General features: G+C 37.2%; 15 protein-coding genes. 9 read left to right on the forward strand and 6 right to left on the reverse strand.

All coding sequences use genetic code 11. From position 1 onward, the window contains the following. Positions 1–275: 275 nt before the first annotated feature. Together TRESU_RS14650 and TRESU_RS15510 are read right to left on the reverse strand one after the other, a co-directional pair. Positions 276–1,166, reverse strand: a complete 891-nt coding sequence (locus tag TRESU_RS14650) for an IS110 family RNA-guided transposase (RefSeq protein ID WP_245535704.1) — start codon at positions 1,164–1,166, stop codon at positions 276–278. Then, complete coding sequence (locus TRESU_RS15510) at positions 1,099–1,584, reverse strand: hypothetical protein (RefSeq protein WP_245535705.1); 486 nt, start codon at positions 1,582–1,584, stop codon at positions 1,099–1,101. Before TRESU_RS15510 ends, TRESU_RS14650 begins: the two co-directional genes overlap by 68 nt. A 110-nt stretch (positions 1,585–1,694) precedes the next feature. Here TRESU_RS15510 and TRESU_RS04000 point away from each other — a divergent pair, with 110 nt between their 5' ends. The 7 genes from TRESU_RS04000 (at position 1,695) to TRESU_RS04030 (ending at position 7,591) form a co-directional block, all read left to right on the forward strand. Further along, the gene (locus TRESU_RS04000) at positions 1,695–2,243 is read left to right on the forward strand and encodes a hypothetical protein (protein ID WP_013701016.1); all 549 of its coding nucleotides are present in this window, start codon (positions 1,695–1,697) and stop codon (positions 2,241–2,243) included. Positions 2,244–2,329: 86 nt separating this feature from the next. Further along, positions 2,330–2,674: a hypothetical protein gene (locus TRESU_RS04005; RefSeq protein ID WP_013701017.1), complete on the forward strand. Its 345-nt coding sequence runs from the start codon at positions 2,330–2,332 to the stop codon at positions 2,672–2,674. 562 nt (positions 2,675–3,236) lie between these two features. Beyond that, complete coding sequence (locus TRESU_RS04010; RefSeq protein ID WP_013701018.1) at positions 3,237–3,614, forward strand: hypothetical protein; 378 nt, start codon at positions 3,237–3,239, stop codon at positions 3,612–3,614. A gap of 73 nt (positions 3,615–3,687) precedes the next feature. Continuing rightward, positions 3,688–4,068, forward strand: coding sequence for a type II toxin-antitoxin system RelE/ParE family toxin (locus TRESU_RS04015; protein ID WP_013701019.1), 381 nt, complete (start codon positions 3,688–3,690; stop codon positions 4,066–4,068). Beyond that, positions 4,037–4,342 (forward strand): helix-turn-helix domain-containing protein, encoded by a 306-nt coding sequence (locus TRESU_RS04020; protein WP_013701020.1) that lies wholly within the window; start codon positions 4,037–4,039, stop codon positions 4,340–4,342. The genes TRESU_RS04015 and TRESU_RS04020 overlap by 32 nt, the downstream gene beginning before the upstream one ends. A gap of 112 nt (positions 4,343–4,454) precedes the next feature. Continuing rightward, positions 4,455–5,783, forward strand: a complete 1,329-nt coding sequence (locus TRESU_RS04025) for a DUF262 domain-containing protein (RefSeq protein ID WP_013701021.1) — start codon at positions 4,455–4,457, stop codon at positions 5,781–5,783. Beyond that, complete coding sequence (locus TRESU_RS04030; protein ID WP_013701022.1) at positions 5,780–7,591, forward strand: DUF262 domain-containing protein; 1,812 nt, start codon at positions 5,780–5,782, stop codon at positions 7,589–7,591. Before TRESU_RS04025 ends, TRESU_RS04030 begins: the two co-directional genes overlap by 4 nt. 362 nt (positions 7,592–7,953) lie before the next feature. Here the strand turns inward: TRESU_RS04030 and TRESU_RS04035 are convergent, their stop codons facing one another. After that, positions 7,954–9,261: an IS110 family RNA-guided transposase gene (locus TRESU_RS04035; protein ID WP_245535699.1), complete on the reverse strand. Its 1,308-nt coding sequence runs from the start codon at positions 9,259–9,261 to the stop codon at positions 7,954–7,956. 46 nt (positions 9,262–9,307) lie between these two features. Then, entirely contained in the window at positions 9,308–9,637 is a 330-nt protein-coding gene (locus TRESU_RS14135) for a helix-turn-helix domain-containing protein (RefSeq protein WP_013701023.1), read from the reverse strand. A gap of 192 nt (positions 9,638–9,829) precedes the next feature. On the opposite strand from TRESU_RS14135, the gene TRESU_RS04045 reads away from it, so the two are divergent. Beyond that, a complete protein-coding gene (locus TRESU_RS04045) occupies positions 9,830–10,099 on the forward strand; it encodes a hypothetical protein (protein WP_013701024.1) in 270 nt (89 codons plus the stop codon). 9 nt (positions 10,100–10,108) lie between these two features. Continuing rightward, positions 10,109–10,552, forward strand: a complete 444-nt coding sequence (locus TRESU_RS04050) for a hypothetical protein (protein WP_013701025.1) — start codon at positions 10,109–10,111, stop codon at positions 10,550–10,552. 887 nt (positions 10,553–11,439) lie between these two features. Here TRESU_RS04050 and ilvC read toward each other — a convergent pair. Next, positions 11,440–12,918 (reverse strand): ketol-acid reductoisomerase, encoded by a 1,479-nt coding sequence (gene ilvC / locus TRESU_RS04055; protein WP_013701026.1) that lies wholly within the window; start codon positions 12,916–12,918, stop codon positions 11,440–11,442. A 243-nt stretch (positions 12,919–13,161) separates the two neighbouring features. After that, entirely contained in the window at positions 13,162–14,337 is a 1,176-nt protein-coding gene (gene cytX / locus TRESU_RS04060) for a putative hydroxymethylpyrimidine transporter CytX (RefSeq protein ID WP_013701027.1), read from the reverse strand. Between the last annotated feature and the right edge of the window lies 1 nt (position 14,338).

Below are 14,338 nucleotides of genomic sequence, written 5' to 3' on the forward strand. Positions count from 1 at the left end.
AAAAAATATAAAAAAAACGGAAGGAAAGCGATAGATCGGCACATGGCCATTCTGATATACGTGGATTCGCCTGAAAATCAGGTTTACCGACAGGTCAATGGTCCGCCTGGAATTCTTTCTCTCTAACTGCGAGCATAGGAAGTTAAAAAGTTTCCCGCTCATAAACCGCTCGAAGATAATTCCTTAAATGCTCACAAATTCCTTCCGTTATGATACAAGTTAATTTTTCGCCAGAATATCTTTAGCGAAAGTTTCATCCCGCAGGTGATTTGATTTCATTGCGCAATAAACTCCTCGACCGTTTTTTGAATGTCGGAAAGCTCCCCCTCATCAATTTTGTTCAAGGCAGTTTTCCTGTTGTCAACAAAATTCATCATTCCCCAGACAAAACATGCAAGCTCCCTTGCCCCCGCCGTCGTTACTAGATTGTAGGGGAGCCCTTTTTGGGAAAGATAAAGCATTCTTTTTCTGAGCCTGAGCGTGCACTTGTCCGCGTAAGAAACGATGGCGGCGGACGCATTTTTCTGCCGCTCTTTTACCCTGACTGATTTTGCCGTGACAACAGAATGCATTCTAAGGCTTCCCGCACACTCAACAAGAAGACTTCTGACTCTTGAATTCCCAGCTTTCGTAATCGCCGTGTGCCGTACTCTATTTCCGCTTGAATCCTCGCCGGGACAAAGTCCTATAAAGCTTACGAAGGACTTCGCCTTTGAAAAACGGGAAAAATCCCCGATTTCCGCGACAATCGAAATAGCGGAGACATAACTGATTCCAGAGATGCACACCAGGGCATCAATTTTTTCCCTCACTTCATCATCCTTGCAGAGTTCCAGAATCTTCGCCTCAATTCTCTGAACTTTGTCCATGAGCGTTATTACTTCGGCGTGATATTCCTCAAATGATTCCTGAAGCCACTTGTCAGCGAAGTTCATCGTCCTGAGCCAAGCCATGTGAGCCTGCGTCCAGTAATGGCCGCTCTGAGGATAAGGCAAGCCCATTCGCAGCAGGAAAGAAAGGAGGTTCTGCTTTGCTTTTTTGAGCATGGTGATTTTTGCCGTCCTGACCCGTGTATATTCCTTTATCGCCTCAAGTTTTTCAGAAGGAAGGCAGACAGGGCTGTAGGTTTTGAAGGCGAGAGTCTTTGCAAGAAGGCGGGCGTCCATCCTGTCTGTCTTGTACTTTCTGACCAGGTGCCTTTGCTATTGTCGATGGGGCGATAATGACGCAGGCGAAGTCTTCTTTTTGAAGTTTTCTGCAAAGTCCGTATCCTGTGGGACCTGCCTCGTATCCAATAAGAAAAACTGCATCTTGCCCGACTGATTTTTGAAGGTTCTTCAGGTAGTGAAGCGTGTTTTCAAATTTGGAAGAGCTTTTGTGCTCCGCGAATAATTTGTCTTCACGGCTGTCATAAGCGCAGAAAGAATTTGTGTCCTTGTGCACGTCAATTCCGACATAGATTACTTTTGTGTTCTCTGTTACATTGTTCATTGTAGTGCTCCTTTTTGCATGAGGCAGGTCATGCTTGTTGTTTTCTATTCCAAGTTTACGACCGAACCCTCGATTCTGCAAACCTGGTGGCACTACATATTGTCTAACTCATTGTTATGTGGACAGCCCACTGGGCTGCTTATTGTTAATAAGAAAATCCTCCAACAAATTTCTCAAAAAAATTAAAATCTTAGGAGGATTTTATGAAAAAAATATTCTTAGCCTTTTTATTTTGTTTAATATCTGTACATGTATTTGCTCAAGTATCTGAAGCAGATAAAATCAATAATGAATATTATGATTTGAAATGGGGATGCAGTGTAAAAGATTTGAAAGCAAAATATCCTGAAGCCTATTCTAATGGAACAAATGATAATGGAGATGAACTATATTATTTAGATGCAAATGGTGCAACACGAATTTTCTTTTTTGGAAATGGGAAACTCTATATCGGTAGAATAGCTTATACTGATTGTCCCGATGAAAAAGTAATGGGGCTTATGGAAAAAATCACAAATACTTATGGAAAATTTGACGATTCAAATAAAGGATCACAAAATGGAAATGAATACATCAATTTTATAAAATATTTTTCTCCCAAAATTAAAATTGATTTTCAATTACTAAGTGTAAAAAACAGTTATGGATATAATATTTCACAAGTTGTTATGATAACTTATACAAACAATGAGCTTTCCGCTCAAATCGCCAGAGAACGCATATTTAAAATGCAGGAGGATTTAGAGCTATAAAACTAACTGTAAAAATCCAGACAAGTCAAGCTTGTCTGGATTTTTATTTGATAGAATGTAATATAAACTATTAATTGGAGTATAAAATGGAAACTCAGAAGAATAAAAATGGGAAAAAAGGAATTGTTTTATTATTAGTTGTAGCCATAATGGCATTTATATATTTTTTTACGGGCTTTTTTGTTGTTCAGCCAATAGGTGCAATTCCAGAAGGGGTAACTATTTGGTATTTTAGAAACGATATCAATTTACCATTTATATCGTCTCCTGATGGAATAATGCTGGAAAAAGAGGGTCATGTAAATTTACTTGGAAGAGCGATCATACTTTCTTCTGTCATGGATTCCTTAGAAGGAAAAAGAATTTGTAATCTACCATATCAAAAGTGGATGTATAAAATATCAACTAAAGGTCAGGAATTTGAAAAATAAGATTTGAATCAAATTCCATCAAAACATAAAGTCTGTTATGCTCATAGGTTTGTAATTTTTTTGCACCGCGTAATAAAAGTTGACGAAAAAGATATATCGGTATATATTAAATAAAAGCGGGGACGCAAAGCAAATGAGCGACCGCCTCCGTTGAGTTTTTACTAAAAACCCGCCTAGAGTTGGAAGCTGAGGGCGGGCTTTTTTATGCTCTTAAGTCCTATTTGATTAGGAAGGTGAGCAGGTCTATAACAATTGCGATGATTGCAATGACAAGCATTGCTTTTTCGTACTTTGTCACAGACAGCCTCCTTCATTCATGAGAAATCGGAGGCAAGCCGCCGCAGTTTACTAAGCATCCCCTATGGAGTGTATAGTACATGAAATGTATAAATTCTACAAGCCATTGGAGAAAAGAATATCGCCTAACAAGAGGTTCGTAGCCGACAGCGGGTCGAGCCCGCTGCGGTACAACCCATTGTTAGGTTGATGGCGCACAGCGCCACTTATCGTTGATAAGGTAAATCTTCCGACAAAGGTTCTTAAAAATACACGGAGGAATTACATGGATTTTACAATCGTAATGTTTTCTTGGATAGTTGCAATTGCAATAGCTATTATTATTCTTTGCTTTATGGCTTCAAAAATGTGTGAAGTTGCAAGCTTAAAAGGATATGATCCTGCAAAAAAACATATTTTTGCAATATGCATCTGGCTTGGAATATTCGGCTATTTTTATGTCTTAGCCTTACCTGATTTAAAGTTGCGTAAATTGCTAGGAGAAAAAGAAGAATCGGAAAATTTCGACAAAGAAAGCAAAAACGATTCTTCTCCGCAAAATAAAGTAACTGTACTTGAAAATGGAGATTGGAAATGTCCTTTCTGTGGAGCACAGAATCCTGCCAATGATAAACGATGTTATTGCGGTTATAAACGAGTCTAAATTTTTTATAAGGCGGGTCAAGCCCGCCATTTTTACGTTGACAAATATTCACTTTAGTTCATATAATAAAATCATGTGGAATGTTGATTCATCAGATGAATATGATGTCTGGTTTCTAAGTTTGGACGAAGAAAGTAAAGAAGCCGTATTACAAAGAGTTCTTTTACTCCGTCAGTACGGCCCCCAACTTCCTCGTCCATATTCAGATACTCTTCATGGTTCAAAAAAATACACGAACCTGAAAGAATTAAGAAATCAGACACAACAACATGTACTGAGAGTTGCCTATTATTTTGATAGAAAAAGACATGCATTTCTGCTTACCGGCGGAGATAAAAAAGGAAAAGATCAGAAGACTTTTTACAAAGATTTAATTGCTGAATCTGAAGTAATCATAGAGAAACATGAAAAGGAGTTGGAAAATGAAAGATGCAATCAAAATGATGGAAAGTAATATGTCTCCCGAAGCTGTAAGAAGAGCTCACATAAAAGCCGAGCAGGATATTATGTCTATCCGCCTTGCACAACTCCGTGAAGAAATGAATATTAAACAATCTGAAATGGAAAACTTCACTCAGTCATCAGTTTCAAAAATAGAAAAAAGAAAGGATATGAAAATATCTACTTTAATAGATTATCTCGACAGTCTTGGAATGGGCTTAGAAATAATTACATACCCGAAACTTGCTGTTTCAAAGAAACAGGAAAAAGTACTGTTAAAAGTGTAGCAAAACCTAACAAAGGTTCGTAGCCGACAGGCAGTCAAGCTGCCTGCGGTACAACCCATTGTTATGCTCACAGCCCACTCCACTGGGCTGGTAGTTTTATAGAGAATTGAAAATGGAAAATGAAAATTTAAAGATAATATCTTTAAAAGAGGCATTAAAACTTAATCTATCAATACCAAATTACCAAAGGCCATATAGATGGAGTACCGAAAGTGCCTCTCTTCTTTTTAACGATATTTATTCTGCCTATAAAAGTAATATCCCAGAATATAGAATTGGTTCAATTGTTCTTCACAACAATAATATTGAATTGGAAATAGTAGATGGACAACAACGAATTACTACTTTAAGTATTTTGACATATTGCTTCTATAAAGTATTAAAATTAGATAAATATAAGGAACTCTCTAGTTTATTAAACAAAAAAGAAACTTTTGATGTTCTTTCAAGTAAATCAATAGTTGAAAACTATGAAATACTAAAACGCCATTGTGAAATAATAGGCTCTGAATTAAAACCTTTTATAAAGTATGCTTTGGAAAATTGTTCTGTCGTAGAAATTGTAACAAATAGCGAACAAGAGTCATTCCAGTTTTTTGATTCTCAAAATTCCAGAGGCAAAGCATTGGCTCCTCAAGATTTATTAAAGTCATATCATCTTAGAGAGATGTCTGATAGTTCTGAATCAGAAAAAATAAAAATTATAAATTCTTGGGAAAATGAAAAACAGAAAGAATTATCACTTTTCTTTGAATATAATTTATATCCTTTGATTCAATGGTACAGGAACAAGCCGGGACTATATTATTCATCAAAAAAGATAAATTCCTTTAAAGGCATAAAACAAAATAACAAATATCATTTTTCGATTTATCATAAAGCTGCAAATTTATATATAGAGCACTTTAATTCGGAAGGAATGTACGAGTTGACAAATGGTGAAAAAATTAATCAATTTCAATTAACACAACCTTTAATTGCAGGTAAACGTTTTTTTCTATATGTACTATATTATTTCAATTTGTATAAACAAGTTATTAAACTAATTGATTCCAAAATTGAATCGGATTTAATATCAACATACGGTTCTGGTAATTCTTATGTAAGAAATCTTTTTATCAACGTTGTTATCTTTTTTATTGATAAATTTAATATCGAAGAATTAACAGAAAGTCGATTAGAATTCTTATTCAAATGGGCCTACTCCCTTAGAGTTGTAATGCATTCTGTATATCCTGAGACAATAAATAAATATGCACTTGGAAGCTGGGATTCTAGAATTAACAGTGGCCTAAATCTTTTCACAAAAATCTCTGAAATGCAAAATCCACAAGAACTTGACAGTATTATTCTAGAAAAAGTAACTGAAGAACAGTTGGGGTCTTATAAATCAACAAAATATAAAAATATTTGGAACAAAATTTTCGGGGAAAACCAATGAACCAAACAATTAAGCAGCCAGAAGAATTTAATCTGAAAAATATTTTTATTGGTAGTGAATATATAATTCCTATTTATCAAAGAAATTATGCTTGGGAAAAAGATGAAATTGAGCAACTTTTAACAGATATCTATGATTCAAAAGAAAGATATTATCTAGGCAGTTTGATCGTAGATGAAATTGCGCCAAATACATTCTCAGTTATCGATGGGCAGCAAAGATTAACAACATTATTTTTACTTTTGACTTTTCTAAGAGATGAGACATTATCTAAAAAAGCTTTGCGTTTTGAAGCAAGAGAAAAATCAAATTTCACTCTTAACGATTTAAGAGAAAAACACAATCTCGAAAAAGATGGATTTTATTCAAATGAAATTATCGATGGATTTGATGTAATACAAAATTACTTTTCAATTCAAGAAGTGAAAAATCAAGAATATAAACATCAGTTCATATCAAAATTTGAAAACATCTTAATAATAAGAACTCAAGTTCCAAAACAGATTGACCTGAACCATTATTTCGAAATAATGAATACTCGTGGTGAGCAACTTGAATTACATGAAATTGCAAAAGGTAAAATTTTAGGTGTTATTGATAGAGATATACCTAATTTTAAGGCAATAGCAGGATTAATTTGGAATAAATGTTCTCAAATGGATAGTTATATTCAAATGAATTTTGATAAAACAAGCAGGAAAAATCTTTTTGGAGACAATTGGGATAATTTTATTTGTAATAAACCAAATGATTTATTATCAAAAATATCACTTGATCAAGAATTAAGTGATAAAAGATATTCATTATTAGATAAACTTGAAACACCTGTTATAGAAACAGAAACAAATATAGAGGAAGATTATGAAAATGAAAGGTTTGAATCGATTATTTCTTTTCCTAACTTTCTTTTAATTGTAAATGAAGCTTTGCAAAAAGATTCAGGAGAAGATGACTCATCTCTTGATGATAAAAAGTTTCTTGAAACATTGAAGGTAAATTGGTCAAATGGTACGAATGCCATAAAATTTATTTATAATTTATTAAAATTTCGATTTTTATTCGATAAATACATTATAAAACGAGAATATGCTAAAGACTATAAAGAGGAAGGTAAATGGTCTTTGCAAATGCTTCAAATGTATTATGACAAAAACAAAAGACAGAAAAAACCTTCATATAAATTAACTTATGCTGTTGATGAAAATGATATCGATAAAAAAACAGAAACATTACGAAGTTTACAATCAGCATTAAGGATAACATACACATCTCCAAAAACCATGCATTGGATTTCAAAAACATTGGCTCAATTAAATAATAATCTGCAAACAGATTTAACTTCACTTTTGGAAGAATATGCTTGTAAAAAAATATTAGAAGCAAATTATAAAGAAGCAAGTGGTTTTGGAATTGATCGCATAGTCTTTACATATTTGGATTATGTTTTAGATAGAGATTCAATTTGCAAACATCCAATTCAAAATTTTCAATTTCAATTTAGAACTTCTATTGAACATTTTTATCCTCAACATCCAATTGAAAAAGAAAAATGGAAGGAACAACCATTAAATAGTTTTGGAAATCTTGCATTGATTACAGTTTCGTCTAATTCGAAATTCTCGAATTTAGATCCTCAATCAAAAGTTGCAAGTTATCCTGATACAATCAAGCAAAGTCCAAAATTACAACTTATGCAAGAAAAAATGAAAGAAAATGATAATATATGGAATGAAGAACTTGTAAATAAACACAAAGAAGAAATGTTAAGTTTGTTAACAAAGGAAATTGATAAGTATAAGAAAGCATAACAAAGGTTCAAAGCCGACAAACCGGTCAAGCCGGTTTGCGGTTTGATATGTTGTGCCATTTGTCAACATAAAAAACTCCTTTTGAGAAAAAATATAAAAAAAAACGGAAGGAAAGCGATAGATCGGCACATGGCCATTCTGATATACGTGGATTCGCCTGAAAATCAGGTTTACTGACAGGTCAATGGTCCGCCTGGAATTCTTTCTCTCTAACTGCGAGCATAGGAAGTTAAAAAGTTTCCCGCTCATAAACCGCTCGAAGATAATTCCTTAAATGCTCACAAATTCCTTCCGTTATGATACAAGTTAATTTTTCGCCAGAATATCTTTAGCGAAAGTTTCATCCCGCAGGTGATTTGATTTCATTGCGCAATAAACTCCTCGACCGTTTTTTGAATGTCGGAAAGCTCCCCCTCATCAATTTTGTTCAAGGCAGTTTTCCTGTTGTCAACAAAATTCATCATTCCCCAGACAAAACATGCAAGCTCCCTTGCCCCCGCCGTCGTTACTAGATTGTAGGGGAGCCCTTTTTGGGAAAGATAAAGCATTCTTTTTCTGAGCCTGAGCGTGCACTTGTCCGCGTAAGAAACGATGGCGGCGGACGCATTTTTCTGCCGCTCTTTTACCCTGACTGATTTTGCCGTGACAACAGAATGCATTCTAAGGCTTCCCGCACACTCAACAAGAAGACTTCTGACTCTTGAATTCCCAGCTTTCGTAATCGCCGTGTGCCGTACTCTATTTCCGCTTGAATCCTCGCCGGGACAAAGTCCTATAAAGCTTACGAAGGACTTCGCCTTTGAAAAACGGGAAAAATCCCCGATTTCCGCGACAATCGAAATAGCGGAGACATAACTGATTCCAGAGATGCACACCAGAGCATCAATTTTTTCCCTCACTTCATCATCCTTGCAGAGTTCCAGAATCTTCGCCTCAATTCTCTGAACTTTGTCCATGAGCGTTATTACTTCGGCGTGATATTCCTCAAATGATTCCTGAAGCCACTTGTCAGCGAAGTTCATCGTCCTGAGCCAAGCCATGTGAGCCTGCGTCCAGTAATGGCCGCTCTGAGGATAAGGCAAGCCCATTCGCAGCAGGAAAGAAAGGAGGTTCTGCTTTGCTTTTTTGAGCATGGTGATTTTTGCCGTCCTGACCCGTGTATATTCCTTTATCGCCTCAAGTTTTTCAGAAGGAAGGCAGACAGGGCTGTAGGTTTTGAAGGCGAGAGTCTTTGCAAGAAGGCGGGCGTCCATCCTGTCTGTCTTGACTTTCTGACCAGGTGCCTTTGCTATTGTCGATGGGGCGATAATGACGCAGGCGAAGTCTTCTTTTTGAAGTTTTCTGCAAAGTCCGTATCCTGTGGGACCTGCCTCGTATCCAATAAGAAAAACTGCATCTTGCCCGACTGATTTTTGAAGGTTCTTCAGGTAGTGAAGCGTGTTTTCAAATTTGGAAGAGCTTTTGTGCTCCGCGAATAATTTGTCTTCACGGCTGTCATAAGCACAGAAAGAATTTGTGTCCTTGTGCACGTCAATTCCGACATAGATTACTTTTGTGTTCTCTGTTACATTGTTCATTGTAGTGCTCCTTTTTGCATGAGGCAGGTCATGCTTGTTGTTTTCTATTCCAAGTTTACGACCGAACCCTCGATTCTGCAAACCTGGTGGCACTACATATTGTCTAAGCAGTTGTTATGTGGACGCCCGCACTGGGGCGCTATTTTTTTATAATAATATCTTTCAGTACAGTATCAATATAAGATTTTAGGTTATCAGCAATCGCTTTCTTTATAACAATTGATTTTTCGCTATCCTCATTAAAAGAACTTTGTACAGGCAGAAATAAAAATGAAATATCCACTCCCAAAGCCTTTGTGATTTTTGCTAGATTCTTGTCGCTTGTCCAGCATCGTGAAAGTTCAATATTCTTTACGGTTTCTTCTGAAAGTTCTGCTTTTTCTGCAAGCTGAAACTGAGTGAGATTTTGTTCCTTTCTTATTCTCTTTACATTTTCACCAAGCCGTTTTTGAATGTCATCTGATGTCATATTATATTTTTAAGGCATAAATCAGATATTCTGAATGATAGTTTACAACATATAATATAGATAAATGTTTCATTTAAACATATAAAAATGTATATTGGAAACAGATTTATAATTTTTAGGTCGTATTTGACACTAAAAATGAAATTTTTGCCTAGTGTACACTAGGCAAAGATTAATTTGGAGGAAAATATAATGAGAGTACTTAATGGATTTGAGGTTGAACAAAATCCGACAAAATCTTGCTATAAAATTTCGGGAAAAGATGTCCCATCTGATTTTGAAATAAGAATTCGATTTGAAAACGGCAAATACAAAGCAGAAGCTAATTATAGTAAAAAGCCAAGTTCAACAGCTACAAGTACATGGCAACCTCGGAGTTTATCATTTGACAGCGAAGAAAAAGCACTTGAAAATATCTTGAATTATTTTGCCTCAAACAATGAACCTTTTGTAAAAGATTAAGGAGGTAAAATGAAAAAGGTTTTATTTTCGCTCTTGAGTTTTTTTGTTGCAGTTTCTTTCATAAGTTGTAAAGAATACACTATCGCTGGTACATATTCAGAAGAATCTCCTTCTCCAGAATATGAAAGCAGGATTAAAATCCGAATAAATTCCGACAACTCAATAGAGTCATTTTTTGATGGTGAATGGCATGATGTCGGAATTGCGAAATTCAATAAGAAAAACAGGAATTTTATAGTTTCTGATGGTAGCAAATATTTTGAGTTCGGATTTTTATCAGATGATGGAAGAGTTTTATTTGTGGGCGTAGGAATTGCTTTCGCAAAGGAAAACGAAAGCATACAGAATATATGGGGTTCTGCATATTCCAGCGACGATATAGACAAAAGAATGCAAGTCCTGAAATTGTGGCGTATGCAGATAAGGCAACGAAACGAATCAGAACAAAAATGAAGCATCTTGAAGAACGTGGAAAAAATTACAACGTTTCTTCCGCAGCTGGAGCAAGAGAACTTGCATGTTTTGTCTGGGGAATGATGAACGGAAAAATAGCTTAGTTCATTATTCATATTTTAAGTTTTGAAATAAAGAAAAGGTGGTGGAAACGAGGCAGATTTGAGTTATCTTCGTTCCTCCTATGGGCTAAACAGTAAGAAATTACTGCGAACTCCCGCTTAATAGACAGAAAGAACTTTTGGCGGATCATTGACCTGTCGGTAATGGTGGAAACAAAGTTTCAACCTAAATCCACGAATATCAGGATGGTCTAGTGCCGAAAATCTTGATTTCTAAAGCCTTTTCTTTTTTATATTTTATTGTTTTGTCATTGACAAATGGCACAACATATCAGGAGAAGAGCAGCTTAAAAGGGCTTTAACGGAAGGATTGTAAAAAAAAACTGTCCGAATAAAATCCGGACAGTCCTTAAAATCGAATAAAATAAATTACTGCTTTCATTGCGGTCATACGGCGCGGACGGAAAATTCTTTTAAAACTTTCATTTATTTGTCCGTGCCTGCCAGTTTTATAATAAAATCACACAACCGCTAGTTTCAGTTTTACTGAAACTAGACACAGTAATTTAATCTATGATTAAATTACTGCTTTTATTACGGTCATACGGCACGGACGGAAAATTCTTTTAAAACTTTCATTTATTTGCCCGTGCCTGCCTGTTTTATAATAAAATCACACAACCGCTAGTTTCAGTTTTACTGAAACTAGACACAGTAATTTAATCTATGATTAAATTACTGCTTTCATTGCGGTCATACGGCACGGACGGAAAATTCTTTTGAAACTTTCATTTATTTGTCCGTGCCTGCCTGTTTTGTAATAAATTACAAAACAGGTTTCATTGCTGTCATATATTCACGCAGTTTGCGGCCTACAACTTCAATCGGGTGGTTGCGGATTTCGGCGTTTACTTCTACGAGCTGTGTGTTGTTTACGCTTGTATCCTTGAGCTCAAGGCCTTTTCCGATAACGTCTGTGTGGAGTTTCGGCATAAGCTCTTTTGCCATCATCGGCGCTGCAACGCGGCTGAAAAGGTAGCATCCGTATTCTGCTGTGTCGGAAATTACGCGGTTCATTTCGTAGAGGCGTTTGCGGTCAATCAGGTTTGCGATGAGCGGAACTTCGTGCAATGATTCGTAGTAAGCGCTTTCCGGTTTGATTCCCGCGTCAACCATTGTCTCGAATGCAAGCTCACATCCGGCTTTTACCATTGCTACAAGCAGAATTCCCTTGTCGAAATATTCCTGTTCTGTGATTTCTTCTTTTGATTCTGGAGTTGACTCAAACGGAAGTTTTCCAGTCTCTTCGCGCCATGTGAGCAAGTCGTGGTCTTTGTTTGCCCAGTCCTGCATCATTGTGCTAGAGAATTTTCCGCTGATGATGTCGTCCATGTGTTTCTGGTAGAGCGGTGTCAAAAGTTTTTTGATTTCCTTTGAAAGCTCGTTAGCGCGGATTTTTGCAGGGTTAGAAAGACGGTCCATCATGTTTGTGATTCCGCCCCATTTGAGAGCCTCAGAAATTACGTTCCAGCCGTGCATCAAAAGTTTTGTGGCATATTCAGGAGCGATTCCCTCGCTTACCATCTTGTCAAAGCAGACGATTGTTCCGGCCTGAAGCATTCCGCACAAAATTGTCTGTTCGCCCATAAGGTCAGATTTAACTTCCGCAACGAATGAGGACTCAAGAACACCTGCCTTGCTTCCGCCCATTCCTACAGCCAAGGCCTTTGCATAAGCCCAGCCTTTCTTTTCAGGGTCGTTTACAGGGTGAACGGCGATAAGGTCAGGAACACCGAATCCTCTCTGGAATTCGTGCCAGACTTCTGTTCCCGGTCCTTTTGGAGCGCACATTACAACTGTGATGTCCGGACGGATCTGCATTCCCTCTTCAATCATGTTGAATCCGTGTGAGTACCACAGAGCCGAGCCTTTCTTCATTCTCTTCATAACTTCTGTGATAACGGCTGTATGCTGCTTGTCCGGAGTAAGGTTTCCGACAAGGTCGGCAGTAGGAATCAATTCGTCGTAAGTTCCAACTTTGAATCCGTTTTCTGTCGCGTTTTTCCAAGACTGGCGTTTTTCGGCGATTGCAGACTCGCGGAGAGCGTAAGAAACATCAAGACCTGAGTCGCGCAAGCACAAACCCTGGTTCAAGCCCTGAGCGCCGCATCCAACGATTACGATTTTTTTGCCTTTGAGAGCGTTTACTCCGTCAGCGAATTCTTCTTTTGCCATTGAGCGGCAGTGACCGAGCTGCAGACGGGCCTCGCGCCACGGAATTGAATTGAAATAATTGTTTCCCATAAAAATCTCCTGTAAAAAGTCTAAATTAAGATAATGACTTGATTTTAACACTGAATATAAAATGCGTAAAGTGCAATATTAGCAAGTTTGTGTTGCGTCTTATGCATTGCTTTGCTTGTGTTATTTTAATGTTTGCGGAAAGTACGTGATTTCAGCTTGTGTTATTTTAACGTTTGAAGAAAGCACGCAATTTTTGGTTGCGTCATTATAACGTTTGTGGAAATTACATACTTTCAGTTTGCGTTATTTTTTCTTGCCTAGAATTTTTTGGGCGGCGACTGTTACGGCAAAAATTATGAGCATTACAGGTAGTGTGTTTCCGAGGATGAAATTCCAGCTTAATGAAATTCTGTAAAGCGCGAATCCTAGAATCCAGATTACGGCTTTTTGCAGGTCAATGCTTTTTGCTGAACTGTCATTCTTCAGGACAAAGAAATCTGCAATTTGAATTGAAATCATCGGGGCAAAGACCGAGCCGATTAAGTACAAAAAGTCCGTGATGTTGTCCATCGGAAGAAAGACTGCTCCTATTGTGCCTAGCGCAGTTACAATCAGCGCGACAGTCTTGCCGCTTGGCTTTGAAGAAATTGTTTCAAAAGAAATTCCAGCCGAGAACGCGTCAAGGAAAGTTGTTGTTACAGTTGAAAGAATCACGATTACAAGAGCCGCCCAGCCAAGTCCTGACTTTAAGAGAATGAGTGAAATGTCTGTTTCCGAAGTGAAGATTGCCGCACCCATTCCAATCAGGTACATCCAGCAGCTGGTTGCTCCGTAGACAAGGCTGCTCAAAAGCGAGGACATGACAGGCTTGTTGCTTTCTTTTGTGTAGTCGCTGATTAACGGTAGCCATGACAACGGCATTGCTGCCGCAAGTTCTACTGCCGCTCCAAAACTCATCGCTTCTTCTTGAGTGGAGCTTACAACTGAATTGTCTCCGTTGAAAAAAATTATTTTGCACAAAACGAGTGTAAGAATAAAAAGGGCAGACAAGGATGCGACGTTCAGCTTGCTTACATTTTTTATTCCAATAAAAATCCAGGCGGCTATTAAAAGTCCGATTACGATTGCCCAGAGCCATGCTCCGTTTTTAAAAATTCCGTTTATAGAAAGCGCGCCGTCGTAAATCATGATTCCAGTCCAGCCTGTAAGCTGAAGTATATTCAGCAACGCGAAAAATTTGCTTCCAAGAATTCCAAAGCTTCCCTTTGTTGTTTCCATTGAGCTTCTTTTTGAAAACGAGCCTATGCTTCCGGCAAGAAACAAAAGCGCGCATCCGATGATGTGTCCCGCCAAAATTGCAAGTATTCCTTTTGAAAATCCCAATGGCGCAAAATATGTTCCTGTTATAATTTCAGCGATTGAAACTCCGGCTCCAAACCAAATCAATGCCATGTTTACTTCTTTTGACTTTATGTTCATT

This window comes from Treponema succinifaciens DSM 2489 (assembly GCF_000195275.1).
Taxonomy (GTDB): Bacteria; Spirochaetota; Spirochaetia; order Treponematales; family Treponemataceae; genus Treponema_D; species Treponema_D succinifaciens.

Excerpts from the sequence above, each read along its gene's own strand:
- TRESU_RS14650 (WP_245535704.1), bottom strand. The coding sequence starts at position 1,166 with ATGGACGCCCGCCTTCTTGCAAAGACTCTCGCCTTCAAAACCTACAGC.
- TRESU_RS04000 (WP_013701016.1), top strand. The coding sequence starts at position 1,695 with ATGAAAAAAATATTCTTAGCCTTTTTATTTTGTTTAATATCTGTACAT.
- TRESU_RS04005 (WP_013701017.1), top strand. The coding sequence starts at position 2,330 with ATGGAAACTCAGAAGAATAAAAATGGGAAAAAAGGAATTGTTTTATTA.
- TRESU_RS04010 (WP_013701018.1), top strand. The coding sequence starts at position 3,237 with ATGGATTTTACAATCGTAATGTTTTCTTGGATAGTTGCAATTGCAATA.
- TRESU_RS04015 (WP_013701019.1), top strand. The coding sequence starts at position 3,688 with ATGTGGAATGTTGATTCATCAGATGAATATGATGTCTGGTTTCTAAGT.
- TRESU_RS04020 (WP_013701020.1), top strand. The coding sequence starts at position 4,037 with ATGAAAGATGCAATCAAAATGATGGAAAGTAATATGTCTCCCGAAGCT.
- TRESU_RS04025 (WP_013701021.1), top strand. The coding sequence starts at position 4,455 with ATGGAAAATGAAAATTTAAAGATAATATCTTTAAAAGAGGCATTAAAA.
- TRESU_RS04030 (WP_013701022.1), top strand. The coding sequence starts at position 5,780 with ATGAACCAAACAATTAAGCAGCCAGAAGAATTTAATCTGAAAAATATT.
- TRESU_RS14135 (WP_013701023.1), bottom strand. The coding sequence starts at position 9,637 with ATGACATCAGATGACATTCAAAAACGGCTTGGTGAAAATGTAAAGAGA.
- TRESU_RS04045 (WP_013701024.1), top strand. The coding sequence starts at position 9,830 with ATGAGAGTACTTAATGGATTTGAGGTTGAACAAAATCCGACAAAATCT.
- TRESU_RS04050 (WP_013701025.1), top strand. The coding sequence starts at position 10,109 with ATGAAAAAGGTTTTATTTTCGCTCTTGAGTTTTTTTGTTGCAGTTTCT.
- ilvC (WP_013701026.1), bottom strand. The coding sequence starts at position 12,918 with ATGGGAAACAATTATTTCAATTCAATTCCGTGGCGCGAGGCCCGTCTG.
- cytX (WP_013701027.1), bottom strand. The coding sequence starts at position 14,337 with ATGAACATAAAGTCAAAAGAAGTAAACATGGCATTGATTTGGTTTGGA.